We start from the raw sequence: 23,637 nt of genomic DNA, 5'->3' as shown, positions 1-23,637 counted from the left end.
CCCGCCTTCCCCGTGCTGAGAGAATTCCTGACGTGACTGCAACCCGATTCGCCGAGGCGCTCAACGCCCAGATCGGCAACGAGCTGGCCGCCCACAACCAGTACCTCGCCGTGGCGGTGCACTACGACGCCCTGACGATGCCGCGCCTGGCGTCGTTCTTCTACGCCCAGGCGCTGGAGGAGCGCGAGCACGCCATGATGATGGTGCAGTACCTCCTCGACACCGACGCCGAGGTCGTCATCCCCGGCGTCGAGGCGCCGGTGCCGAGCTTCGACGGCGTCGTCGCGCCGATCGAGCTGGCCCTCGCGCAGGAGAAGCGCGTCACCGACCAGATCAACAACCTGCTGCGGATCGCCCGCGAGGAGAGCGACTTCGCCTCCGAGCAGTTCATGCAGTGGTTCATCAAGGAGCAGGTCGAGGAGGTCGCCACGATGAGCGACCTGCTGACCGTCGCCACCCGCAACGCCGAGAACCTCGAGCGCATCGAGGAGTACGTGGCCCGCGAGCAGGGCGGCGAGGGCGAGGACGCCACCGCCCCCAAGGCGGCCGGCGGCGCCTGAGCCGTCCCCGGACACCGATCGGGCCCCGCAGCAGCCGCTGCGGGGTCCGATCGCGTCACGGCGCGGTGTGGGGGCTCAGAGGTCGTCGAGCTTGGTGTCGGGGTCCTCGCCGTCGCAGCCGGTGAGGGCGGCGTCGGCGGCGATCTTCTTCTGGTCGTCGGTGAAGGAGTCCCACTGCTCCTTGTCGCTGTCGGACCCGTTCTGGTCGACCTCCTGGTCGATGAGGTCGATGCGCTCGGAGTCGGACATCTTCGTGAACTCACCGCAGGTGGTGTCGCCGGGGGAGTCGGAGCAGGCGGTGAGCGAGGAGCCCAGGAGCACGGCGCCCAGGACCATCGCGGCGGGGGTGCGCAGCAGCACCCGGGTGTCGGGGATCGAGATCATTGGCGGAGCCTAGCCCGCCCCGGACCCGCTGTCTGCGGTGCGCGCCGCGCTCAGTCGACGATCTCGGCGAAGGTGGTGTCGGGGTCTTGGTCGGCGCACACCGCACGGCCCTCCGCCGCGGCCTTCGCCTGCTGCTCGGGGGTCAGGGCGTCCCACTGCGCGCGGTCGGCGTCGTTGCCCTTGCGCTGGACCTCCCGGTCGACGAAGGCCACCTGCTCCTCGACGGTCATCGCGAGGTACTCCCCGCAGGTCGTGTTCGCCGCCTCGGTCGTCATGAGGTCGGACTCGGTGGTCACGGCCTCGGACGGGGTGGGGTCGTCGGAGGCCACGGTGTCGTCGCCGCCGCAGGCGGCGAGGGACAGGAACAGCAGGGTCGCCGCGGCCACAGGGGCGAGGGAGCGTCGCAGGGAGGTCACCGCAGCAGGGTAGTCGGCGCGACTCACTGCAGGTCCGCGAGTGCCGGATCGTCGGTCGCCGCCCTGCACCGGGTGACGTCGGCCTTCACGGCCGCCGCTCGTGCGTCGTCGTCGAGGGCCTCCCAGGCCTTCCGGGCCTCGTCCTGCAAGTCCTCGGCGATGTCGTCGAGGGTCGCCAGGCGCTGCGTGGGCGCCTGGGCGAGGAACTCGCTGCAGGTGACCTCGCGCGCGGTGTCGCTGCACGCCGCGAGGAGGGGCAGGGCCACGGCCACGGCCGCCACCGCGGATCGGAGCCGGGTGCGGGCGGGCTGCGTGGTCACGCGGCGAGCGTAGCCAACGCCCCGGGGGCACCGATCTCCCCGTCGTCCACAGGCCCGGCTCTCCCCGTTCGGAACTGGCGGTGCTTGCGGGTGGACTGGCCAGATGCAGATGGGCGCGGGTGGGGTGCGGGAGTGGGCACGGGTTGCCGATGACGCGCTGGCCCACGCCCTGGCTGCGCCGGCGTGGTCGACCGGTGCGGAGGACACGCGGGAGGCGTTGCTGGAGCTCGCGCGGGTGGAGGCTCGTGCGGCGGCGCTCAAGGCGCGGCTCTTGGTGCACGCCGAGGAGATCGGGGCGCATCAGGAGTCGGGTGCGGAGTCGGTCGCGGTGTGGCATGCCCGCGCGACGCGGACCACGGTCGCTCAAGGTCGGGCGGCGCTGCGGGAGGCGGTGGCGCTAGAGGCGCGGCCGGACGTCGCCTCGGCGTTGGCCGGCGCGGAGATCAACCCGGCGCAGGCGAAGGTGATCGTCGACGCGGTCGCGGAGGTGCCGGAGGAGGACCGCGACCGGGCCTCGACGTACCTGCTGGAGAAGGCGGGGACGCATCACGCGAAGGACCTGCGGGTCCTGGGCCGCCGCGTGTGGGAGGTGCTGGACTCGGTCGCGGCGGATGCGCGGGAGTCGGCGGCGTTGGAGCGGCAGGAGGCGCGTGCTGCGCAGCGGGTGCGGTTCTCGATGGTCGAGCACGACGACGGCACGATGGAGGGCTGGTTCCGGGTGCCCGTGCTGCATGGCGCGATGCTGCGGAAGATGCTCATCTCGATCGGTGCCCCGAAGGCTCGTCGTGCGGCGGAGGGTGCGGGTTCCTACGACCCGACTATCAAGACCCCGGCGCGGTGGGGGCAGGCGTTCTGTGACCTGATCGAGCGGATCGAGGACAAGGACCTCCCCGACCGGGCCGGGTGCGGCGCGACCGTCGTGGTGACGATGACGATCGAGAACCTCCAGGGACAGTTGGAGCAGGCCGGGCTGCTGGACACCGGCGAGAAGATCTCCGCCACCGCTGCCCGGCGCGTCGCTGCGAGGGCCGGGATCATCCCCGCCGTGCTCGACGGCACCGGCATGGTGCTCGACTGGGGCCGGACCCGCAGGTTCCACACCAGGGCGCAGCGGATGGCGATCGCGACGGTGCACCGCACGTGCGTCCACCCCGACTGCGACGTCCCTGCCAGTCACTGCGAGATCGACCACGACCCACCCTGGGAGTCCGGCGGCGGCACCGACCTCACCGGCAAGCCACGATGTCCCCGCCACCACCGTGAACGACATCGGGACAGGGGCACCGACCCGCCGGACGACTGAGCGCGGGTGATCTCCGCACTTCCTCGACGAACGTGGGGAAGGACGGTCGTCGAGGAGCGAGCGCAAGCGAGTGTCACGAGACGCCCGCACCCGACAGGCCGCCGTCCCCCGACGCCGACTCTTCCCTCGCCGCGCCCTGTGACGGCGCCGGGGCGCCTCCTCGACAAACGTGCGTGGCCCGGTGCCGAACACCGTGGAGAAAGACGGTCGTCGAGGAGCGAGCGCAAGCGAGCGTCACGAGACGCGCGCACCCGGCAGACCGCCGTGGCTCGACACCGACTCTGGTCTCGCCGCGTCTCGTGACGGCGCAGGGCGCCTCCTCGACGAACGTGAGTGGGCACGGTCGGCGGAGTGCGCGCGGGGCGGTCCGGTCAGAACAGACGCTCGGTCGGGTCGTCCAGACCTCGTAGCGCGTCACAGTCCATGAGTGCGCACGTGATGCCCTTGTCGGTGGCCAGCACTCTTGCCTGGGGCTTGATCTCCTGCGCCGCGAAGATGCCGCGCACCGGCCCCGTGACGGTCAGGAGCGGGTCTCGGTTCAGCAGATCCACATACCTTTCCAACTGGAGAACGCCTCAGCTGCGGCGGCCTACTCCCAACCGTTCTTGGCATAGGACTTCATGTCCCAGTCAAGGTCGGTCGTGTAGGTGCCCCAACCTTGATATTCGTAGTACTTCGTCATCGCCTCGACGTGGGTGGAGGCGTCGACGGTCCACACGACCTTCGCATCCGATGACAGCAGCGCACGGGCTTGGTCTCCGTGAGGTCCTGCGAGGCAGAACATGAACCGGCCCTCTTCGAGTGGGTCGTCCCAAAGTTCGTGAAGCACGACGTCTTCTAGGTCAGAACAACCGCTCCGTGGGGTCGTCCAGCCCGCGGAGTGCGTCATAGTCGACGAGCGCGCACGAGATGCCCTTGTCGGTCGCGAGCACGCGCGCCTGGGGCTTGATCTCCTGGGCGGCGAAGATGCCGCGGACCGGGCCCTTGGCGGTCAGGAGGGGGTCGCGGTTGAGGAGGTCGAGGTAGCGCTCGAGTTGGAGGACGCCGTCGATCTCGCCGCGGCGCTTGATCTCCACCGCGACGCTGAGGCCCTCGGAGTCGCGGCACATGAGGTCGACGGGGCCGATGGCGGTGGGGTACTCGCGGCGCACCAGGGTGAGGCCGTCGGCGAGGGTGGCGGGGTGGTCGGCCAGCAGCTCCTGGAGGTGCTTCTCGACGCCGTCCTTCTGCAGGCCCGGGTCGACGCCGAGGTCGTGCAGGGAGTCGTGCTCGATCGACTCGATGGTGATGCGCAGGGTGTCGTCGGTCTTGGAGGTGACGACCCACTCGATGCGGCCGTCCTCGGTGGTGCCCTCGCGCAGGGTGCAGGGCGGCGACATCCAGTTCAGCGGCTTGTACGAGCCGCCGTCGGAGTGCACCAGCACCGAGCCGTCGGCCTTGAGCATGAGGACCCGGGTGGCCATGGGGAGGTGGGCGGAGAGCCGCCCGGCGTAATCGACCTGGCAGCGAGCGACGACGAGTCTCACGCAGGTGACCCTAGACGGTGACGCCGACGGGGCCGGCCGCGGTGTGCGGCCGGCCCCGTCGGGAGGTGCTCAGGAGTCCTGGCAGAGGGTGAAGGTCTTCTCGAAGAACGCCGAGATCTTGTCGAGGTCGTCCTTCGGGAACACGTCCTGCGGGTCGCCGCTCTCGCTGAGCTTGGTGACGTCGTCGCCCTCGATCCCGGACAGGAAGTCGACGAACGCCACGAAGCCGTCGCGGGCGTCGCCGCTGATCTCGGCCGGCGTGCCGACCTCGGCGAGCTTCTTGCCGTAGTCCTGGATCTGCTCGGCCGACGGGTCGTCGAACTGGCTGTCCGCGTTGAAGGCGGTGCAGTAGTCCTCGACCGAGGCGTTCTCGGGGGAGCCCGCCGCGTCGTCGCCGCCGCAGGCGGTGAGCGAGAGGACGAGCAGAGCGGGTGCGGTGGCCGCCGCGAGGCGGCGGAACGTGCTGGTCATGCGCGCACCATCTCAGAATCCCCCGATCGGCGCCATCAGGGGGTGACCTCGGGCATCTCCGGCATGTCGGGCATGTCGGGCATGTCCTCCATCATCTGGTCCGCGCAGAGGGAGAAGCCCTCCGTGAGGTACGACTCGACCTTCGTGCCGTCCTCCTCTCCGAACACGTCGGCGGCGTTCTCGGCGTCGTCCACGGCGTTGACGTCGTCGACGTCGCTGAAGTAGCCGAAGAAGATCTCGAAGCCGTCGCGGGCGTCACCGCTGATGTCGGCGGGGGTGCCGACCTCGATCACCTTGTCGGCCCACGCGTTGACGGCGTCGGCGTCGGGGTTGTCGGAGTCCAGCGGGCTGTTGTCGAGCAGGGCCGCGCAGTAGTCCTCCACCGAGGCGTCGGTGGGGGAGTCCTGCGCGGCGGCCTCGCCGCCACCGCCGCACGCGCCGAGGGCGAGGAGGAACGGGACGGCCGCGATCGCGAGGCCGCGGCGCTGGGTGACAGTCATGGTGAACCTTTCCTAGGGGGTCGGCGCGAGCCTCGCGGTCGTACCGACCGAGGTCAACCCGTCGCGGGTGAACGGCGTGCGTCGCCGCGACGGATCCCGGGCTGGGGCGCCGGGACCATGCCCCGTCGGCGGCGGCTGACACCTCCCCGCCCGTGTCGGTGGCGCCTAGGGTGGCGGGATGGAGGTGCGCGTGATGTCCGCCCGGCCCCGCGACCTGCGGGCCCTGGCCGCGATCGAGGACGCCGGTCTGGCGTTGTTCCTCGACTGGTTCGGCCCCGGGGTGCAGGAGGGTCCGCTGGCCGGCCCGGCGCCCGACGGTCGGGACCGCGCGCTCGTCGGACGGCTGCTGGTGGCGGTCACGCCCACCGACGACGTCGTCGGGTTCGCGCACGTCGTGCCCGGCGACCCCGACGACGCCGGGGACTCCGCCCACCTCGAGCAGCTCTCGGTCCACCCGGCGGCGGGCCGCCGCGGCGTCGGCGCGCGGCTGCTGGCCGCCGTCCACGAGGAGGCCCGCTGGGACGGCGTGCGGCACCTGACGCTGTGCACGTTCCGCGACGTGCCGTGGAACGCGCCGTTCTACCGGCGGCACGGCTACGCCGAGGTGCCGGAGCCGCAGGGCGCCCTCGCCCGCCGGCGTGACCACGAGCGGCGGATCGGACTCGACGACGTCGGCGCCCGGGTGGCGATGGACAGGCTGCTCGCGCGGGCGTGACGTATCACACCCTGAACGCGGTTACCCGTGGGTAGAACTCATGTCATCCTTCCGTGCATGACCCAGGCTGAGCAGTTCACGGACACGTTGGTCCTGCCGTACCTCAACCACGCGGTGCGGATGTACGAGGCGTCCTACGCCTCCCGCGGTGACATCGACGCCGCCATGCGCTTCGGCTGCGGCTACCCCAAGGGTCCGCTGACCACGCTGGACGAGCTCGGCCTCGACACCGTGCGCGACGCGCTCGCCGCCCGCTACGCCGAGACCGGCGACCACCTGCACCAGCCCGCCGACCTGCTCGAGAAGCTGGTCGCCGAGGGCCGCACCGGCGCGAAGTCCGGCCGCGGGTTCTACACCTGGGCCGAGGGCGCCGTGGTCGCCGACGACGAGACCCCCTCGGCCGACGACGCCCCCCAGCTGCGCCACGAGATCACCTCGGTCGGCGTCGTGGGCACCGGCACCATGGCCTCCGGCATCGTCGAGGTCTTCGCCAAGGCCGGCTACGACGTCGTCTACGTGGGTCGCGGCGAGGACAAGGTCGCCGGCGTGCGGGCCTCGATCGAGAAGTCGCTGGACAAGGCGATCGCCCGCGGCAAGCTGGAGGAGGCCGAGAAGGCCGCCGTCCTGGGTCGCCTCACCGGCGCCACCGAGCGCAGCGCCCTGGCGGGCGTCGACCTCGTGGTCGAGGCGATCGCTGAGGACCTCGAGATCAAGAAGCAGCTCTTCCGCGACCTCGACGCCATCTGCAAGCCGGGCGCGATCCTGGCGACCACCACCTCCTCGCTCCCCATCGCCGAGTGCGCGGCCGTGACCGAGCGCCCCGCCGACGTCATCGGCATGCACTTCTTCAACCCCGCCACGATCATGAAGCTGGTCGAGGTGGTCACCACCGAGCTCACCGGCGCCGAGGTGGACGAGACCGTGCGGGCGCTGTGCGCGAAGGTCGGCAAGGTGGCCGTGTCCTGCGGCGACCGCGCCGGCTTCATCGTCAACGCCCTGCTCTTCCCCTACCTCAACGACGCCGTCACCCTGCTGGAGTCCGGTGTCGCCGACGTCGTCGAGCTCGACGCCGCGGTCAAGGAGGGCACCGGCTTCCCGATGGGTCCCTTCACCCTGCTCGACGTCGTCGGCAACGACGTGTCGCTGGCCATCCAGAAGGAGCTCTTCGCGGAGTTCAAGGAGCCCGGCTTCAAGCCGGCCGCCTCCCTGGAGCAGGCCGTCGCCGAGGGCCGCCTGGGCCGCAAGACCGGCGCCGGCTTCCTCACCTACTGATCCGCTGCTGAACCGCTGCTGATCCGCCCGCGAGCCCGGGTGCCCCGTGTCACACTCCTGACATGAGGCGCTCGGGCTCGTTGCGGTCGGTGGTCCTGCTCCTGCCGGTGATCCTGCCGGTGATCCTGGTGGCGGGCCTGCTCGCCGCGTCCGCCACGCCGGCCGGGGCGTGGGAACCGCTGCCGGCCGACGTCGACGCCGACTACCAGCTCGGTGGCAACGCCGCGCTGCCCGACGACGTCGGCGTCGTCGTGCGCGACCGCCGGGCCGCCCCGGCGCCCGAGCGCTACAACGTCTGCTACGTCAACGCCTTCCAGACCCAGCCCGACGAGAAGGCGTTCTGGCAGGCCCGACCCCGGCTGCTGCTCACCGACGCCGACGGGGACCGCGTGGTGGACGCGGCCTGGGGGGAGTGGCTGCTCGACCTGCGCTCCGCCCCCGACCGCCGCGACCTCGTGCGCATCGTCGGACGCTGGATCGATCGCTGCGCGGCCGACGGCTTCGACGCCGTGGAGTTCGACAACCTCGACTCCTTCACCCGCAGCCGCGGCCTGCTCACGCGCGCCGACGCCCTGACCTACGCGCGGGCGCTCGTGGTGCGCGCCCACGCCGCCGACCTGGCGGTGGCCCAGAAGAACCTCGCCGGCTACGACGGCCGCCGCCTCGGCTTCGACTTCGCGATCGCCGAGGAGTGCGGCCGCTACCGCGAGTGCGCCGCCTACGTCGAGGACTACGGCGACCAGGTGCTCATGGTGGAGTACGGCGACGCGGGGTTCGCGCGGGCGTGTGCCGAGTTCGGGGACCGGGTCTCGGTGGTGCGCCGCGACCGCGCCCTCGCGCCGTCGTACCGACCGCGGTGGTGCTGAGGTCCGGGACCGTTCAGCGGTAGCGGGTCGTGCAGGCGTACCCGAGGATCTTGTCGGGCCCGGAGAGGCGGCGCTTCGCCGAGGCGATCGCCGCGGGACGGGTACGTCCGTAGCCGTAGTCGATCTTGCTGATGAAGCCGTCGGCGCCGGTGCGGTAGGCGATCGCCGCGCAGGCGTTGCGGAACCACACGATCTTGCGGCAGGTGCCGGGGAAGTCGGCGGTGCGCCGGCACGTGGCGTAGGCGTCGCGGATCGCGCCGGACTTGGTGCGGCGGTCCAGCGCGTAGGCGAACGCGCCGTCGGCGGAGACCGAGATCGAGCCGTAGTAGTCGCGCGCCCGCTCCAGCGGAGCCGGCGCGGCGACGGCCACGGTCGGGGACGTCGTGGTGACCAGCGTGGCGAGCAGGGCCGCGAGGAGCGCGGTCACCAGGACCAGCGGCAGGCGGTGGAAGGGGATCGTCATGGCGGTCGTCCTTCCCCCGGGGGCGGGGGTCCGAACCGGCCTCAGGACCCGCCGGTCTGCTCGCCGGTCTGCTCGGCCTGGCGGGCGCGGTAGGCGGCCACGGCGTTGCGGTTGCCGCAGGCGGTGGAGCAGAAACGGCGCGAGCGGTTGCGGGAGAGGTCGAGCACGATGCCCTCGCAGCCGTCGTCGGCGCAGGTGCTCAGGCGTGTCATCTCGTCGGCGCGGATGACGTCGACCATCGCCATCGCGGCCTCGACCAGGATCCTCACGTGGAGGGGCTCCTCGGTGGACACCGCGTGCAGGTGCCAGTCGAACTCGTCGTGGCGCTGCAGCTGGGGGAGTGCACGGTTCTCGCGCAGGAGGTCGTTCACGTGCTCGACGGCGGCGTCGCGGTCGGCGGTGAGCAGGGCGTACAGACGTCCGCGGATCGCCCGGACACCGTCGAGCTCGGAGTCGTCGTGGTCGCGTCGACCGGAGTAGCGGTACTCGGTGCAGAACGCGTCGAGCTCCTCGCGCTCGGTGAGCGTGTCGGGCTCCAGGCCCGAGTTGGCGAGGTGGACCGCCGCCTGGAGCGCGAGCTCGGTGTCATGGGTGAAAACCACTTTGACATCTTACCGCCTCGCGCGTAGCGTCATGACCCATGGCGACGATGACTCATGACGCGCGTGCGACGGCGCACCGCACCCCGGCCGCCGGCGGTCTGCTGATCGCGCTGGCCTCCGCGCTCTCCTTCGGCATGTCGGGCGGTCTGGCCCGCCCGCTGCTCGAGGCCGGCTGGACCCCGGGCGCCATCGTCACCGTCCGCATCGCGCTCGGCGCCGCCGTCGTGGTGCCCTTCGGCCTGCGCGCCCTCGGCGGCCGCTGGCACCTCGTGCGTCGCAACGCCGGGCTGATCGTGCTCTACGGCCTGCTCGCCGTGGCCGGGGCGCAGTTCTGCTACTTCTCCGCCGTCTCGCACATGCAGGTCGGCCCGGCCCTGCTGATCGAGTACACCGCCCCCGCGGCCGTCGTCGTGTGGCTGTGGCTGCGCCACGGCCAGCGTCCCGGCGCGATCACCCTGGTCGGCGCCGTGATCTGCGCCGTGGGTCTGATGCTCGTGCTCGACCTGTTCTCCGGGGCCGACCTGAGCCTGGTCGGCGTCGCCTGGGCGCTGGGAGCCATGGTGGGCTGCGCCGCCTACTTCATCATCTCCGCCGACGACACCACCGGCCTGCCGCCGCTGACCCTCGCGGCCGGCGGCCTCGTCGTGGGCGCCGTCCTGCTCGGCGGCCTCGGCGCCGTGGGTGTGCTGCCGCTGGCGGCCTCGACCGCCGCGGTCACCTATGCCGGCGTCGACGTCGCCTGGTGGGTGCCGCTGCTGGTGCTCGGGCTCGTGACCGCCGCGCTCGCCTACGTGCTGGGCATCGCCGCCGGGCGCGCGCTCGGCTCGCGGCTGGCCTCGTTCGTCGCGCTGAGCGAGGTCGTGGCCGGCGTCGGCTGGGCCTGGCTGCTGCTCGGCGAGCTGCCCGGTCCGGTGCAGCTGCTCGGCGGACTGCTGATCCTGCTCGGCGTCGTGGCGGTCAAGCTCGGCGAGCCGGGCGAGGACGGCGCGGCGGGCCCGCTGGACACCGCCGAGCCGGTCCTGACCTGAGACGCGGCCCGGGGCGCAGCGCGCTCAGCGCTCGTCCTGGCGGGCCACGACGACCTCGCGCACGAGCAGCAGGATGGCCGCCGCGGTCGGGATCGCGAGCAGGGCGCCCACGATGCCCAGCAGGGCGGTGCCGACCAGGGCGGCGATCACGGTGACCGCCCCGGGCACGTCCACCGACCGCTTCATCACGCGCGGGTAGAGCACGTAGTTCTCGACCTGCTGGTAGATGACGTAGAAGACCACGCAGGCGATGCCGATCTGCACGTCGGTGGCGAAGCCGATCGCGCACACCACCACGGCGCCGAGCGTGGCCCCGATCATCGGGATCACGTCGAGCAGGGCGACGACCACGGCGAGGGCGACGGCGTACTCGGGGAGGCCCACGACGAGCAGGAAGACCAGCGAGGACACCCCGGCGCACAGCGCCACCACGAACGCACCGGAGACGTAGCCGCCGATGCTGCGGATGATCTGGTCGGTGATCCGGGTGACGCGGTCGCGCCGCGAGGCGGGCGCGAGCTGGTAGAGGGCGTGGGTGGTGGTCTTGAGCGAGGCCAGGAAGTACAGCGTCAGGACCAGCACGATGAAGGCGTTGAACAGCACCGAGAGCACCCGCAGGCCGAAGCCGAGCGCACCGCCGAACAGGCCCGAGATGAAGTCGCCGTTCTCGATGTAGTCGCGCAGCTTGGTGAGGAGGTCGTACTCCTGGTCCAGCTGCTGGATCGTCTCGTTGCCCTGCAGCTGGTCGATCCAGATCGGCACGTTGTCGTTGAGGGCGGTGATCTGGTCGGTGATCACCGGCACGAGCGCCACGACGAACAGGGCGACCGCCCCGAGGGCGGCGACGATCACCGCCGCGCACGCGAGGGAGCGCCGCAGGCCGCGGCGCTCGAGGAACTCCACCGAGGGGTTGAGGCCCGCGGCGAGGAAGAACGAGACCACCACGAGGATGAGCACCGAGCTGATGCCCGCCAGAGCGGAGGCGAGGAAGAAGGCGAGCATGGCCCCCAGGCCGCCGACCAGCCCCATGTAGAAGGGGCTGCGGCGGTCCAGGGGCGCCCCGAGCCGGCCGAGGGCGGGCTCGGTGTGCTCGGTGATCTGCTCGGCGACCTGGTCGACGGTGTGCTCGACCTTGCCGACGGCGACGTCGAGGTGGTGCCCGCTCTCGGCGAGGTCCTCGGCGACGTGCTCGACCCGGTCGGCGGCGTCCTCGACGCGCTGCGCGGCGTCGGTGACCCGGGCGGCGGCCTGCTCGGCCGGGCCCGGCTCACTCACTCCGATTCCTCGCCGAACCCGGCGACGACGTCGCGCAGTGAGGCCAGCTGGGCCGTGATCGCGTCGCGGCGCTTGGTGAGCCGCTCGAGCTCGGCGCGGGTGGCCGCGATCTTGCGCTCCTGCTCGTCGTCGGCCGCGGTGGTGATGGACTCGGCCTTGAGCTCGGCCGAGGTCACGATCTGCTCGGCCTCGCGGTGGGCCCGCTGCAGCAGCTGCTCGGCCTCGGTCTGCGCCGCGGCGCGGGCGGCGGCGGCGGCCTTGGTGGCCTCGGCGGCCCGCTCCTCGGCCGCCAGGGCGCGCTGCTCGGCCTCGGTGACCAGCCGCTGGGTCTCGGCCACGGCGGTGCGGTGGTGGTCGGTGGCCTCGCGGGCCAGCCGCTCCTTCTCCACCGCCAGGGTGCGCCGGGCCTCCTGCACCTCGCGGTCGACGGCGGCGCGGGCCTGTTCGACCTCGCGCTCGACGCCCGCCCGCTGCTGGGAGGTCTCCTGCTGGGCGGCGAGCCGGACCTGGTCGGCCTCGCGGCGGGCCGCGCCCTTGAGGTCCTCGGCCTCGGCCAGGGCGACCGCGCGCGCCTGGTCGGCCTCGGCCTTGAACCGCTCCCGGGCCTCGTCGAGCTCCTTGAGCTGGACCATCTTCATGTCCTGCGCCTCGCGCTGGGCGTCGGCGCGCACGGCCTTGGCGTCGCGCTCGGCCTGGGCCCGGATCTCGGTGGCGTCGCGCTGGGCGATCTCGCGGATCTGGTCGGCCTCCTCCTCGGCCAGGCGCAGCATCGTGCTGGCCCGTCCGCCGAGGCCGGCGTAGGTGGGGGAGGTGGCCTCCTTGAGGTCGGAGCGCAGCTGCGCGAGCTGCTCCTCCAGCTCCAGCACCCGCTGCTCGGACTCGGTGAGGCTGGCGCTCAGGCCGGCCTTCTCCGAGGACAGCTGGTGGAGCTTGACGTCGACCGCCGCGCGGTCGTAGCCGCCGCGGCGCACGATCGGGAAGGCGTCGACCAACGGGCGCGAGACGCCGCCGATCGGGGCGCCGCCGGCCGCAGGGGCCGGTGCGGCCGCCGCGGGGGCGGCCGGGGCCGCGGGGCGCGCGGCCGGGGCGGCGGGGCGTGTGGTGGGGGCGGCCGGCTTGGTCACCGGGATGACCTGGGTCTTCTCCGCGTCGGGGTCCGCGCCGGCGGGGGTGGGGGAGTCCTCGTCGAAGATGGACAGGCCGTCGTCGGTCATGGAAGAAAACCTCTTCGTTGCAGGGGTGGGTGTGCTCATGATCCCCGATGGTGGTGACGACGCGCGACCCGGCCACGCCGGGCCGAGACGACTCGGCCCCCACGGTCCCGGTGTTCCGGGGCCGTGGGGGCCGAGCGGGTGGATCAGCGCCGGTCGCGCGCGGGATCAGACGCCGCGGAAGCGGTTGATCGCCGGCAGGTGCTTCTCGCGCAGCTCGTGGTTGCGCACACCCAGGCCCTCCTCGGGGGAGAGGCAGAGCACGCCGACCTTGCCCTGGTGGGCGTTCTTGTGCACGTCGAGCGAGGCCTGGCCGACCTCCTCCAGGGCGTAGGTCTTGGACAGGGTCGGGTGGATCTTGCCCTGCGCGACGAGGCGGTTGGCCTCCCACGACTCGCGGTAGTTGGCGAAGTGGCTGGAGACGATCCGCTTGAGGTTCATCCACAGGTAGCGGTTGTCGTACTCGTGCATGTAGCCCGAGGTCGAGGCGCAGGTGGTGATGGTGCCGCCCTTGCGGGTCACGAACACCGAGGCGCCGAAGGTCTCACGGCCCGGGTGCTCGAAGACGATGTCGATGTCCTCGCCGCCGGTGAGCTCGCGGATCTTGGCGCCGAAGCGCTTCCACTCCTTGGGGTTCTGGGCGGTGTTCTCCTCGTTCCAGAACTTGTAGTCCTCCTCGGAGCGGTTGATGACCAGCTCCGCGCCCATGCTGCGGGCGATCTGCGCCTTCTCCTCGTTGGAGACCACGCAGACGGGGGTGGCACCGCCGTTGAGGGCGTACTGGGTGGCGAAGCCGCCCAGACCGCCGGAGGCGCCCCAGATCAGGACGTTGTCGCCCTGCTTCATGGCGCCACCGTTCTTGGAGACCAGCTGGCGGTAGGCGGTGCAGTTCACCAGACCCGGCGACGCGGCCTCCTCCCAGGTGAGGTGCTCGGGCTTGGGCATGAGCTGGTTGGCCTTGACCAGGGCGAGGTCGGCCAGGCCACCGAAGTTGGTCTCGAAGCCCCAGATGCGCTGCTCGGTGTCCATCATCGCGTCGTCGTGGCCGTCGGGGCCCTCGAGCTCGACGGAGAGGCAGTGGGCGACGACGCGGTCGCCGGCCTTCCAACGGGTCACGCCCGGGCCGACGGCCAGCACGACGCCGGACAGGTCGGAGCCGACCACGTGGTAGGGCAGGTCGTGGCGCTTGGTGAGCTCCGAGACCCGGCCGTAGCGCTCGAGGAAGCCGAAGGTGGAGACGGGCTCGAAGATCGAGGTCCACACCGTGTTGTAGTTGATGGCCGAGGCCATCACGGCCACGATCGCCTCGCCGGGGCCGAGCTCCGGGGTGTCGACCTCGCCGATGTGGATCGACTTGCGCGGGTCCTTCTCGCGCGAGGTCAGACCCTCGAACATGTCCACGTCCTCCTTGCGCACGTAGGCGGCGCGGTAGGACTTCGGGATCTCGAGGGCGGCGAAGTCCTGCGACGTGGCGTCGTCGGCTTGGATCGCATCGAGGATGTGCTGCACGGGTGTTCTCCTAGCAGGGGCCGGGGCGTGACCCGGGAAAGATACCGGTCGGTAACCCCGTCGTGGGTTCGGTGTGTCGGACGTCTCAGGGGGTCAGTGGTGCGAGGCGGCCGGCTGGACGATCTCGACCAGCACGCCGCCGGCGTCCTTGGGGTGCACGAAGTTGATGCGCGAGTCGGAGGTGCCGCGCTTCGGGGCGTCGTAGAGCATCCGCAGGCCGCGCTCGCGGAGGAGGGCGGAGACCTGCTCGACGTCGGTGACGCGGTAGGCGATCTGCTGGCAGCCGGGGCCGTTGCGGTCGATGAACTTGGCGATCGTGGACTGCTCGTTGAGCGGGGCGAGCAGCTGCACGCACGAGGTGGAGTCGCCCACGGCCATCATCGCCTCGCGCACGCCCTGCTCCTCGTTGACCTCCTCGTGCGCGAGGGTCATGCCGAAGACGTCGCGGTAGAACGCGATCGCGGCATCCAGGTCCGGCACGGCCATGCCGACGTGGTCGATCGCGGTGAACAGGTGCTCGGGCAGGTCGAGGGGTGCGCTCATGGCCCCCATGATGACCGAGGACGAGTGTGAGGCGCGCCTCACGGCTGCTCGCCGGACACCCTCCCCTTCCGGGCGTACCCGTCGGTAGTGTCCACGGCATCGGCACAGCGCCGTCACGCCCGCGACGGGCGTGCCGCGGCGCTTCTCAACTCTTCCTGCGGAGGCACCATGTCCGGATCCGTCATCGTCGCCGGAGCGCGTACGCCCATCGGCCGCCTGCTCGGTGGTCTGAAGACCCTCTCGGCCGCCGACCTCGGTGGCGTGGCCATCAAGGGCGCGCTGGAGAAGGCCGGCGTCAGCGGCGACCAGGTCGACTACCTGATCATGGGCCAGGTCATCCTCGCCGGTGCCGGCCAGAACCCGGCCCGCTCGGCCGGTCTCGCGGGCGGCATCCCGTGGAACGTCCCCTCGATCACGATCAACAAGGTCTGCCTCTCGGGCCTGAACGCCATCGCGATGGCCGACCAGATGATCCGCGCCGGCGAGGCCGACATCATCGTGGCCGGCGGCATGGAGTCGATGACCAACGCCCCGCACGTGCTGCCCAAGTCCCGCGAGGGCTACACGTTCGGCGACACCAAGCTGATCGACTCCATGGCCTACGACGCCCTCTACGACCAGGCCACCAAGCAGGCCATGGGCGGGCTCACCGAGCAGATCAACGCCAACAAGCTCTCCCGCGAGGAGCAGGACGCCTTCGCCGCCGCCTCGCACCAGAAGGCCGCCGCGGCGCAGAAGAACGGCGTCTTCGACGACGAGATCGTCCCCGTGTCGATCCCGCAGCGCAAGGGCGACCCGATCGTCGTCACCGCCGACGAGGGCGTGCGCGGCGAGACCACCGCCGAGTCGCTCGGCAAGCTGCCCCCCGCCTTCGCCAAGGACGGCACCATCACCGCCGGTTCGGCCTCGCAGATCTCCGACGGCGCCTGCGCCGTCGTCGTGATGAGCAAGGCCAAGGCCGAGGAGCTCGGCCTGGAGTGGCTCGCCGAGATCGGCGCGCACGGCATGGTCGCCGGTCCCGACTCCAGCCTCCAGCTGCAGCCGGCCAACGCCACCGCCAAGGCCTGCGAGAAGGAGGGCATCACGCCCGCCGACCTCGACCTGGTCGAGTTCAACGAGGCCTTCGCCGCGGTGGGCATCGAGTCCGCCCGGGCGCTCGACCTCGACGACGCCAAGGTGAACGTCAACGGCGGCGCCATCGCCCTGGGTCACCCGGTCGGCATGTCCGGTGCCCGCGTGGTCCTCCACCTGGCCCTCGAGCTCAAGCGGCGCGGCGGCGGCATCGGTGCCGCGGCGCTGTGCGGCGGCGGTGGCCAGGGCGACGCCCTGATCGTGCGTGTCCCGAAGAACTGAGTCCGTCCAGGACCTGATCGCGCGCGCCCGGGGCGGTGAGCCCCGGGCGGTCGCGCGGTTGATCTCGCAGGTCGAGGACGAGTCCCCGAGCCTGCGCGAGGTGATGGCCGGGCTCGCCCCCCACACGGGGCGGGCCCAGGTCATCGGACTCACGGGGGCTCCCGGCGTCGGCAAGTCGACGTCGACCAACGCCCTGATCCGCGCCTTCCGCGCGCGCGGTCGCACCGTCGGCGTGCTCGCGGTCGACCCCTCCTCGCCGTTCTCCGGCGGGGCCCTGCTCGGCGACCGGGTGCGGATGGGCGACCACGCCCTGGACGCCGGGGTCTACATCCGCTCGATGGCCTCGCGGGGCCACCTCGGCGGTCTCGCCTGGTCGACGCCGCAGGCGATGCGGGTGCTCGACGCGGCCGGCTACGACGTCGTGCTGGTGGAGACCGTCGGCGTGGGGCAGAGCGAGGTCGAGATCGCCGGCCTCGCCGACACCACGGTCGTCCTGCTGGCCCCCGGCATGGGGGACGGCATCCAGGCCGCCAAGGCCGGCATCCTGGAGGTCGGTGACCTCTACGTCGTCAACAAGGCCGACCGCGAGGGGGCGCCCCGCACCGCCCGCGAGCTGCGCGGCATGCTCGCGCTGGCCGATCGTGCCCGCGACGCCTGGACCCCCCCGATCCTGCTCACCACCGCCCAGGCCGGCACCGGCGTGGACGAGGTGGTCGAGGCCCTCGACGCCCACCACGCGTGGCTGCACGAGACCGGGGAGCTGCGACGACGCCGCGAGCGGCGGGCCGCCGCGGAGATCGAGGCGATCGCCGTCGCGTCGCTGCGCGCGCGCTGGGCCCACCTGGACGGCCACCGCGACCTCGCGTCGCTCGCGGCCGCGGTCGTGTCCGGCGCCAGCGACCCCTACGCCGCGGCCGACACGCTGCTGGGCACCGACCGAGGCTGAGCCCGTCGGTTTCAGCCGCTGCCAGGCGGGCACCGCCCTGGGGGGAGGTGGCCGTGTACGGAGACACGACGGTGATCCGCCGACTGGCGGGACGGATGGACGAGCGCGCCGGCGAGCTGCGGCGCACCGCGACGCGGCTGGGCGCCGCCGCCGAGGGTGCGCACTGGTGGTCGGTGAGCGCGGAGGCGATGCGGGCCCGCGTGGAGGAACGGGCGGCGGTGCTGGAGCGCCTCGCCGCCGACTACGAGGAGGCCGCGGGCGCCCTGCGGCACCACGCCGACGAGGTGGACGAGGTCAAGGCGCTGATCGCGCACATCGAGCGAGCCGTCGGCAACCTCGTCGAGGGCGCGATCGACCGCCTCCGGGCCGCGGGGCACACGATCGTCGAGGGCGTCAAGGACGGCGTGAAGGCCGTGGGGCGGCTGGTCGGGATCGGCGACGACGAGCCCGATCCGCACGACGTGCGACTGGCCGGCTTCACCCCACCGCCGCCGGGGGACCGGGCCTGGCTCGAGGCGCCCGACCAGCTGGGGGTGCGGGTCTGATGCCGGTCGTGACGCTGGGCCGCGTCGGCCCCCCGCGCGACGTGGTCGTGCCCGGACGCGAGCGCCTCGAGCTGGTCGAGGTGGTGCGCCTGGCCCGCGAGGTCGGGGTGGTGCTGCCGTGGCGCACCGACCTCGTCGACGCCGTGCTGGACCGGCCCGACCTCCGGGCCGTACGGACCGGGGAGGCGCGTCGTGCCTGGTTCGCGCGGCTGGGGGAGGACGCCCGGCCGCCGGAGGACGCCGTGGCCGCACTGCTGGAGGAGCAGGCCCGCCGGGTGGAGGAGCGGGCCGAGGAGCGGGCCCGCGACGACGCCGACGCGGGGGCGCAGGCCCGGCGCGCGGCGCTGAGCGCCTTCGGGGCGGCCGAGGTGCTGATCGAGCTCGACGTCGCCCTGGCGCTCGGCCCGACGCACCCCGACCGGATCCGTGCCTGGGTCGGGGCGCACGGCGAGGCGGCGGTGTCGCTGGCGACGCTGACCGGTGTCGACGTCGAGCTGGCCTGGGGCGCGGTCGGCGCGCTGCCGGAGATGCTCGCGCACCTGGTGCGGCTGCCCGCCACCACGAGGGACGCCGACCCCGAGGACGACCGCGCGCCCCTCGGCGCGTTCACCCTGCCGGTGGAGCTGATGGCCGCGGCCGACACCGGGGAGCGACGCGACGACCTGCTGCCCGCCCTCGCGGCGCGGTTCCCCGGCGGCTCGACGCGCGACGGCGCGCCGGTGGACGCCGCCGGCGCCGCGGCGCTCGCGGTCCGGCTGCGTGACGGCCTCACGGCGCGGCTGCGCGCCGTCGTGCGTCGTCGCGACGACAGCGAGCGGGCCGGCCTCGTGGTGTGGCTGCGCGTGGAGGACCGGTGGTTCTCGCTGACCCCCGGGCGCACCGCGACGGGGGTCGCGCTCGCGCAGGGACGCGCGGTGGATCCCCGCGACCTGGCCCGCGACCTCGGCCCGGTGCTGGCCGGGGTGTGGGGCCGGGACGCAGGTGCGCCGTGAGTGAGCCGCCGATCGTCTCGGTGACCGGCGGGGCCGGTGGCATCGAGGCGCGCTACGAGGACCTGGAGACCCTGGCCCGACTCTTCGACGACACCGGCGACGGTCTGCGATCCGCCGCGTGGGACGACAAGGCGATCGCCGCGAACGGCGACCTGCTGGAGTCGGCGGTCCTCTCGCCGGGCTCCTTCGCCGACGCCGAGGGTGCCGTGCTCGGAGCGACCGTGGGCCCGGACGGTCTCGCGGTCTCGGCGGTCGGCTTCGAGGTCGACGCCCTCGGCATCCGCGCCAACGTCGGCATCCTGCGCGGAGTGGACGACCTCCAGCGCCGGCTCTTCGAGGGCCTGGACTACCTCGCCGGCCGGGCGCTGGGCACGATCCTGCCCGGCCTGCTGCTGGTCGGGGGTGCGGGGCTGCTCACCCTCGCGGCCAGCAACCCCGCCCTGGCGGCGCTGGTCGCGGCGCACCGCGACGAGCTCGCCGGGATGGGGAAGGAGGAGCTGATCGCCTTCCTCGAGGACCATCCCGAGGTGGTGCAGCACCTCATCAACGGCAGCGGCGGTCTGCTGGACGGACTGCTGAGCAACGTGCCCCCCGGCCTGCGGGGACCGCTGCTGGCCGGTCTCGGGCTCGACCCCCTCCACCCCACCCTCAACGGTGCCGCCGGCGACCTCGCCGGGCTCTTCGGCGACACCGGGTACGAGGTGACCCCCGGCGGCGCGGCGGACGCGCAGCGCGAGTTCGGGGCGCCGACCTCGCTCGCGGACCTGATCCGGTCCCTGGACGCCACCAACGGCGGCATGCCGGACGCCACGGGGGAGGTGCCTGCGGAGAGTCGGCCCGGCGACGGCGAGATCGACATCATCACCATCGGCGAGCCTCCCGACGTGCGCTACATCGTCAACCTGCCCGGCACCGACGACTTCGGGGTGACCGGCGACGCCGTGCGCGACTCCCGGGCCAACCTGGAGCTGATCGGCGGTCAGGGCACCGCCTACGCCGCGGGGATCCGGGCGGCGATGGAGCAGGCCGGCATCCCGCCGGGCGCACCGGTCGCGCTGGTCGGCCATTCCCAGGGCGGCATGACCGCCGCCTACCTCGCGAGCGACCCCGGGTTCCGCGACGCCTACGACGTGCGGCACGTCGTCACCGCCGGCGCCCCCACCGCGCAGATCCCGGACCTCCCCGACGACGTGCAGGTGCTCTCGCTGGAGAACACCGGCGACGTCGTGCCGCTCACCGACGGCGAGGACAACCCCGACGAGCCCAACCGCACCACGGTGCGGTTCGACGGCGCGACGGGCGACATCGCCCGCAACCACGGGCTGGACGTCTACACCGAGGGCGCGGCCGCGGTGGACGCCTCGACCGACCCGTCGCTGACCGAGTCGCTGGACCAGCTGCGCGAGGACGGCTTCCTCGGCAATCCCGGCCCGACCTCGACCTCCACCTACACGATCAGCAGGTCCGGCGGATGAGGGCGACCCGGACCGCGGTGACGGGTCTGACTGTTCTGACGGGTCTGCTGGCCCTCGCCCTGACCGGCTGCGGCACCGACGAGCGCGACCGGTTCGACGACCGGGTCGACGAGCTCACCGGCGCGGTGCCCTCGTGCGTCGCCGACGGGTGCGTGCCCGAGGTCGACGCCCTGCGGGCCCCGCTCGCCGCGCTGCCGGGCGTGGAGGGCATCGAGGCCCTGGGCTACCTCGAGGCCAGTGCGACCGACGGGGCGTCGGTCGGCGGCCGGCTGGTCGTCGCGCCGGGTGTGGTGTGCCAGGACCTCGCCGAGCGGGTGGCCGAGCTCGCGTGGCGCTCGTCGGTCGCGCCGCTGGACGCGGTGCAGTTCCAGTGCGTCGAGCCCGGGGCCGCACCGCAGGACGGTCCGGCGAACAACCTCTCCGCGCTGGTGCGCCCGGCCTCCGAGGACCAGCTCGCGGCCTGGGGGGAGCGGGGCACGCTGGGCCGGTGAGGGCGCCGAGGGGGCGCCACTAGGATCGTCGTCATGACGCAGCAGCCGTTCACCCGACGTGGCGCCATCGACCTCTCCGCCCTCAAGCGGCCCGCTCCGGCGGCCCCCGCCGGCGCCCCCGCGGCCGGCGGCGGTGCGCCCGCAGGAGCCGGCGCGTACACCGTGCAGGTGAGCGTGGAGTCGTTCCAGGCGGTGCTGGAGGCCTCGATGACCGCCCCGGTGCTGCTGGTGCTCTACTCGGCCGCCCGCTCGCCCGAGACCGCGCAGTACGCCGCCGACGTGGCGGCGCTCGCGGAGTCCTACGACGGCCGGTTCCTGGCCGCGCTGGTCGACGTCGACACCGCGCCCGAGATCGCCCAGGCGCTGCAGGTGCAGCAGATCCCGCAGCTGCTCGTCGTCCTCGACGGCCGCCCGGTCACCCAGCCGCTGCCCGGCATCATCCCCGGCGCCGAGCTCTCGGCGCTGCTCAACGAGCTCGGCCAGCAGCTCACCGCCCAGGGCGTCACGGGCCGGCACCAGCCGCAGGCGGGGGCGCCCGCCACGGAGGCCGGCGAGGACGACGGTCCGGTCACCGACCCGCGGTTCGTGCCGGCCGAGGACGCGCTCATGGCCGGCGACGTCGACGGCGCCGTGGCCGCCTACCAGAAGCTCGTCGACGCCCACCCCGCCGACCACGAGGCCGCCGCGCGCCTGGCGATGGTGAAGGTGCTGCAGCGCACCCAGGACGCCGACCTGCAGGCGGCCCGGGCGGCGGCGGCCGCCGCCCCCGACGACGTCGACGCCCAGCTGCTGGTGGCCGACCTCGACCTCGTCGGCGGCCACGTGGAGGACGCCTTCGCCCGCCTGATCGGGCTCGTGCAGCGCACCGCCGACAAGGAGCGCGACCGGGTCCGCGAGCGGCTGCTGGAGATGTTCGCCGCGGTCGGCAACGACGACCCGCGGGTCCTCAAGGGCCGGCAGGGCCTGGCCTCCGCCCTCTTCTGAGGCGACCCCCGGCGATGGAGCGCTCGCTCACCCGGGTCCGGCAGGAGGCCGGCGACTTCCGGCGCGGGGTGTCCTACCTCGGCCGCGGCTTCGAGCTGCTGCGCTCCCGGCCCCGGCTCTACCTGATCGGGATCATCCCGGCCCTGGTGGTCTTCGTGGTGCTGGCGGCGGCGTTCGTCGTGCTGCTCGTGCACCTGGACGACGTGGTGGCGTGGCTGACGCCGTTCGCCGACGGCTGGTACGACCTCCTGCGCCGGATCCTGCGGATCGGTCTGGGGATCGTGGTCGTGCTGGGGGCGGTGATCCTGTGGTCGGCCACCTTCACCGGCCTGACGCTCACCCTCGGGGACCCCTTCTACGAGCACATCTGGAAGCAGACCGAGCAGATGCTGGGCCCGGAGCCCCTGGGCGACGGACTGGGGTTCTGGGACTCCGTGCGCGACGGCCTGGTGCTCACCGCGATCGGCCTGGCCACCTCGCTGCTGGTGCTGGTGAGCGGCTTCATCCCGGTGATCGGGCCGTTCCTCGGGATCGCCCTGGGCGTGACCCTGTCGGGACGGATCCTGGCCCGTGAGCTGGTGAGTCGGGCCCTGGAGGGACGCGGGATGCGGGCCGCGGAGCAGAAGGCGCTGCTCGCCCCCCACCGCCGCACCGTGCTCGGCTTCGGCGTGGTGACCCAGGCCTGCTTCCTCATCCCCCTGGGCGGGGTGCTCGTGATGCCGGCGGCGGTGGCCGGTGCCACCGCCCTGGCGCGCGACGTGCTGCCGCCCCCGCACCTGCGGGCCACGAAGGTGCGCCGCTGAGCCTGCTGGCGGCCCGTGTCGGTGTCGGCCCGGCTCAGGCGCCGGACTCGGTGTACGCGGCGCGTCCGGTGCGGCGCGCCTCCAGCGCGGCCCGGATGCGGCGCGCGGTGAAGTCCGCGCAGTGCTCCTCGACCTCGGCGAGGGTGCAGAACCGGGCGTCGCGGATCTCGCGGGCCTGCTTGACGACGGCGTCGACCAGCGAGGCCGGGTGGGTGCCGCCGTCGAAGACCAGGCACACGGCGTCGTCCCAGCCGCCCCAGGGCGGCAGCCAGTCGGTGAGCAGCAGCGCGCCGGCCGGGACGTCCAGGCCCAGCTCCTCCTCGACCTCGCGCGAGACCGCGAGCCGCGGGGACTCCCCGACCTCCACGACCCCGCCGGGCAGGTCCCAGTCGCGCTTGTAGGTGAGCTGGCACAGCAGCACGCGGTCCTCGGCGTCGCACACCAGCATCTGACCGATCGCGCGCTTGCGTGGCAGGAAGGAGTTGAGCAGCGTCCGGAACGCGCCGGGGTCGGTGAGCGGAGGGTCGGTGGCCAGGCGCGCGAGCACGACGTAGGACTCCGCGGCGGCGCGGGCCCCGGTGCCGGGCACGATGCGGCGCAGCCCCTCGCGCTGCAGGCCGCTGCGGGTGGCCACGCGCAGGGAGCTCTCGTTGCCGGGCTCGAGGTGGGCCTCCACGCGGCTGAAGCCGCCGCCGCCCTCGCCGGCACGGCTCAGTGCCCAGTCGACCGCCACCCGCACCCCGCGGGTGGCGAAGCCGCGGCCGCGACGACCGGCGTGCAGCCAGTAGGACAGGGTGGCGCTGTGGGCGTCGGTCGGCTCGAGCTCCACGACGCCGACCGGGGCGTCCTCGGCCTCGATGACGAAGCTGAACCGGCGGCCCTCGGCGTGCTCGACCCGCCACTGCGCGACCAGGGCGTGCCAGCCCTCCACCGAGTCCGGCACGGGGGCGTCGGACCACCGGGCGGCGTGCTCGTCGTGCCCGGCGTGCGCGGCCGCGGCGTCGGTGTCGCGCCAGGGGCGCAGGGTCACGACGCCGTCGGTGAGCACCGGCGGGGGAGTCCCGGGGGTCGCAGCAGGCACGGG

28 protein-coding genes and 1 pseudogene are annotated in these 23,637 nt (G+C 73.1%); 14 read left to right on the top strand and 15 right to left on the bottom strand.

Annotation, left to right across the window (positions count from 1 at the left end; translation table 11 throughout):
• The first annotated feature begins 32 nt into the window (after positions 1-32).
• Positions 33-560, top strand: coding sequence for a ferritin (locus ACERUN_RS10830; protein WP_370289939.1), 528 nt, complete (start codon positions 33-35; stop codon positions 558-560).
• A gap of 75 nt (positions 561-635) precedes the next feature.
• On the opposite strand, the gene ACERUN_RS10825 is transcribed toward ACERUN_RS10830, so the two are convergent.
• From ACERUN_RS10825 to ACERUN_RS10815, 3 genes are read right to left on the bottom strand one after another with little or no spacing between them, the layout of a single operon-like run.
• Entirely contained in the window at positions 636-944 is a 309-nt protein-coding gene (locus tag ACERUN_RS10825) for a hypothetical protein (protein WP_370289938.1), read from the bottom strand.
• A 50-nt stretch (positions 945-994) separates the two neighbouring features.
• Positions 995-1,360: a hypothetical protein gene (locus ACERUN_RS10820; protein ID WP_370289937.1), complete on the bottom strand. Its 366-nt coding sequence runs from the start codon at positions 1,358-1,360 to the stop codon at positions 995-997.
• A 23-nt stretch (positions 1,361-1,383) separates the two neighbouring features.
• A complete protein-coding gene (locus tag ACERUN_RS10815; protein WP_370289936.1) occupies positions 1,384-1,680 on the bottom strand; it encodes a hypothetical protein in 297 nt (98 codons plus the stop codon).
• Between the two features lie 103 nt (positions 1,681-1,783).
• Here ACERUN_RS10815 and ACERUN_RS10810 point away from each other — a divergent pair, with 103 nt between their 5' ends.
• Positions 1,784-2,983, top strand: a complete 1,200-nt coding sequence (locus tag ACERUN_RS10810; RefSeq protein ID WP_370289935.1) for a DUF222 domain-containing protein — start codon at positions 1,784-1,786, stop codon at positions 2,981-2,983.
• 371 nt (positions 2,984-3,354) lie between these two features.
• Here ACERUN_RS10810 and ACERUN_RS10805 read toward each other — a convergent pair.
• From ACERUN_RS10805 to ACERUN_RS10785, 5 genes and pseudogenes are all read right to left on the bottom strand, one after another.
• Positions 3,355-3,558: pseudogene (locus ACERUN_RS10805) on the bottom strand (endonuclease NucS domain-containing protein); the annotation flags it as partial.
• A 14-nt stretch (positions 3,559-3,572) separates the two neighbouring features.
• Positions 3,573-3,812 carry a hypothetical protein gene (locus ACERUN_RS10800; RefSeq protein ID WP_370289934.1) on the bottom strand — a complete coding sequence of 80 codons (240 nt, stop codon included), beginning with the start codon at positions 3,810-3,812 and terminating at the stop codon, positions 3,573-3,575.
• 13 nt (positions 3,813-3,825) lie between these two features.
• A complete protein-coding gene (gene nucS / locus ACERUN_RS10795; RefSeq protein WP_370289933.1) occupies positions 3,826-4,509 on the bottom strand; it encodes an endonuclease NucS in 684 nt (227 codons plus the stop codon).
• A gap of 69 nt (positions 4,510-4,578) precedes the next feature.
• The gene (locus ACERUN_RS10790) at positions 4,579-4,980 is read right to left on the bottom strand and encodes a hypothetical protein (protein WP_370289931.1); all 402 of its coding nucleotides are present in this window, start codon (positions 4,978-4,980) and stop codon (positions 4,579-4,581) included.
• A 35-nt stretch (positions 4,981-5,015) separates the two neighbouring features.
• Positions 5,016-5,480: a hypothetical protein gene (locus tag ACERUN_RS10785; protein ID WP_370289930.1), complete on the bottom strand. Its 465-nt coding sequence runs from the start codon at positions 5,478-5,480 to the stop codon at positions 5,016-5,018.
• 178 nt (positions 5,481-5,658) lie between these two features.
• Between ACERUN_RS10785 and ACERUN_RS10780 the strand changes: the two genes are divergently transcribed.
• The 3 genes from ACERUN_RS10780 (at position 5,659) to ACERUN_RS10770 (ending at position 8,333) form a co-directional block, all read left to right on the top strand.
• A complete protein-coding gene (locus ACERUN_RS10780; RefSeq protein WP_370289928.1) occupies positions 5,659-6,195 on the top strand; it encodes a GNAT family N-acetyltransferase in 537 nt (178 codons plus the stop codon).
• A 57-nt stretch (positions 6,196-6,252) separates the two neighbouring features.
• Positions 6,253-7,467 (top strand): 3-hydroxyacyl-CoA dehydrogenase NAD-binding domain-containing protein, encoded by a 1,215-nt coding sequence (locus ACERUN_RS10775; protein WP_370289927.1) that lies wholly within the window; start codon positions 6,253-6,255, stop codon positions 7,465-7,467.
• A 62-nt stretch (positions 7,468-7,529) separates the two neighbouring features.
• Positions 7,530-8,333 (top strand): endo alpha-1,4 polygalactosaminidase, encoded by an 804-nt coding sequence (locus tag ACERUN_RS10770; protein WP_370289926.1) that lies wholly within the window; start codon positions 7,530-7,532, stop codon positions 8,331-8,333.
• A gap of 13 nt (positions 8,334-8,346) precedes the next feature.
• Here the strand turns inward: ACERUN_RS10770 and ACERUN_RS10765 are convergent, their stop codons facing one another.
• Both ACERUN_RS10765 and ACERUN_RS10760 read right to left on the bottom strand, forming a co-directional pair.
• Positions 8,347-8,796 (bottom strand): DUF4189 domain-containing protein, encoded by a 450-nt coding sequence (locus ACERUN_RS10765; RefSeq protein WP_370289925.1) that lies wholly within the window; start codon positions 8,794-8,796, stop codon positions 8,347-8,349.
• 41 nt (positions 8,797-8,837) lie between these two features.
• Positions 8,838-9,398, bottom strand: coding sequence for a CGNR zinc finger domain-containing protein (locus tag ACERUN_RS10760; protein WP_370289924.1), 561 nt, complete (start codon positions 9,396-9,398; stop codon positions 8,838-8,840).
• A gap of 38 nt (positions 9,399-9,436) precedes the next feature.
• On the opposite strand from ACERUN_RS10760, the gene ACERUN_RS10755 reads away from it, so the two are divergent.
• Entirely contained in the window at positions 9,437-10,426 is a 990-nt protein-coding gene (locus ACERUN_RS10755) for a DMT family transporter (protein ID WP_370289923.1), read from the top strand.
• Positions 10,427-10,450: 24 nt separating this feature from the next.
• On the opposite strand, the gene ACERUN_RS10750 is transcribed toward ACERUN_RS10755, so the two are convergent.
• From ACERUN_RS10750 to mce, 4 genes are all read right to left on the bottom strand, one after another.
• Positions 10,451-11,701 carry an AI-2E family transporter gene (locus tag ACERUN_RS10750; RefSeq protein ID WP_370289922.1) on the bottom strand — a complete coding sequence of 417 codons (1,251 nt, stop codon included), beginning with the start codon at positions 11,699-11,701 and terminating at the stop codon, positions 10,451-10,453.
• Positions 11,698-12,915: a hypothetical protein gene (locus tag ACERUN_RS10745; protein WP_370289921.1), complete on the bottom strand. Its 1,218-nt coding sequence runs from the start codon at positions 12,913-12,915 to the stop codon at positions 11,698-11,700. Before ACERUN_RS10745 ends, ACERUN_RS10750 begins: the two co-directional genes overlap by 4 nt.
• A 165-nt stretch (positions 12,916-13,080) precedes the next feature.
• Positions 13,081-14,421, bottom strand: a complete 1,341-nt coding sequence (gene ccrA / locus ACERUN_RS10740; protein WP_370289920.1) for a crotonyl-CoA carboxylase/reductase — start codon at positions 14,419-14,421, stop codon at positions 13,081-13,083.
• Positions 14,422-14,514: 93 nt separating this feature from the next.
• Positions 14,515-14,973: a methylmalonyl-CoA epimerase gene (gene mce / locus ACERUN_RS10735; RefSeq protein ID WP_370289919.1), complete on the bottom strand. Its 459-nt coding sequence runs from the start codon at positions 14,971-14,973 to the stop codon at positions 14,515-14,517.
• A gap of 159 nt (positions 14,974-15,132) precedes the next feature.
• On the opposite strand from mce, the gene ACERUN_RS10730 reads away from it, so the two are divergent.
• From ACERUN_RS10730 to ACERUN_RS10695, 8 genes are read left to right on the top strand one after another with little or no spacing between them, the layout of a single operon-like run.
• The gene (locus tag ACERUN_RS10730; RefSeq protein ID WP_370289918.1) at positions 15,133-16,317 is read left to right on the top strand and encodes an acetyl-CoA C-acetyltransferase; all 1,185 of its coding nucleotides are present in this window, start codon (positions 15,133-15,135) and stop codon (positions 16,315-16,317) included.
• Positions 16,301-17,263, top strand: a complete 963-nt coding sequence (gene meaB, locus ACERUN_RS10725; protein ID WP_370289917.1) for a methylmalonyl Co-A mutase-associated GTPase MeaB — start codon at positions 16,301-16,303, stop codon at positions 17,261-17,263. The genes ACERUN_RS10730 and meaB overlap by 17 nt, the downstream gene beginning before the upstream one ends.
• Before the next feature lie 53 nt (positions 17,264-17,316).
• Positions 17,317-17,808 carry a WXG100 family type VII secretion target gene (locus ACERUN_RS10720; RefSeq protein ID WP_370289916.1) on the top strand — a complete coding sequence of 164 codons (492 nt, stop codon included), beginning with the start codon at positions 17,317-17,319 and terminating at the stop codon, positions 17,806-17,808.
• An 8-nt stretch (positions 17,809-17,816) separates the two neighbouring features.
• Complete coding sequence (locus ACERUN_RS10715) at positions 17,817-18,800, top strand: hypothetical protein (RefSeq protein ID WP_370289915.1); 984 nt, start codon at positions 17,817-17,819, stop codon at positions 18,798-18,800.
• A complete protein-coding gene (locus ACERUN_RS10710; protein ID WP_370289914.1) occupies positions 18,797-20,275 on the top strand; it encodes an esterase/lipase family protein in 1,479 nt (492 codons plus the stop codon). The genes ACERUN_RS10715 and ACERUN_RS10710 overlap by 4 nt, the downstream gene beginning before the upstream one ends.
• Positions 20,272-20,766: a hypothetical protein gene (locus tag ACERUN_RS10705; protein ID WP_370289913.1), complete on the top strand. Its 495-nt coding sequence runs from the start codon at positions 20,272-20,274 to the stop codon at positions 20,764-20,766. Before ACERUN_RS10710 ends, ACERUN_RS10705 begins: the two co-directional genes overlap by 4 nt.
• A 33-nt stretch (positions 20,767-20,799) precedes the next feature.
• Positions 20,800-21,750 carry a co-chaperone YbbN gene (locus ACERUN_RS10700; protein WP_370289912.1) on the top strand — a complete coding sequence of 317 codons (951 nt, stop codon included), beginning with the start codon at positions 20,800-20,802 and terminating at the stop codon, positions 21,748-21,750.
• A 14-nt stretch (positions 21,751-21,764) separates the two neighbouring features.
• Positions 21,765-22,553: an EI24 domain-containing protein gene (locus ACERUN_RS10695; protein ID WP_370289911.1), complete on the top strand. Its 789-nt coding sequence runs from the start codon at positions 21,765-21,767 to the stop codon at positions 22,551-22,553.
• Between the two features lie 34 nt (positions 22,554-22,587).
• Here the strand turns inward: ACERUN_RS10695 and ACERUN_RS10690 are convergent, their stop codons facing one another.
• Entirely contained in the window at positions 22,588-23,634 is a 1,047-nt protein-coding gene (locus ACERUN_RS10690; protein ID WP_370289910.1) for a GNAT family N-acetyltransferase, read from the bottom strand.
• Positions 23,635-23,637: the final 3 nt, after the last annotated feature.

The organism is Nocardioides sp., from assembly GCF_964229035.1.
GTDB lineage: Bacteria > Actinomycetota > Actinomycetes > Propionibacteriales > Nocardioidaceae > Nocardioides.
This window is presented reverse-complemented; position numbering and strand designations above follow the sequence as displayed.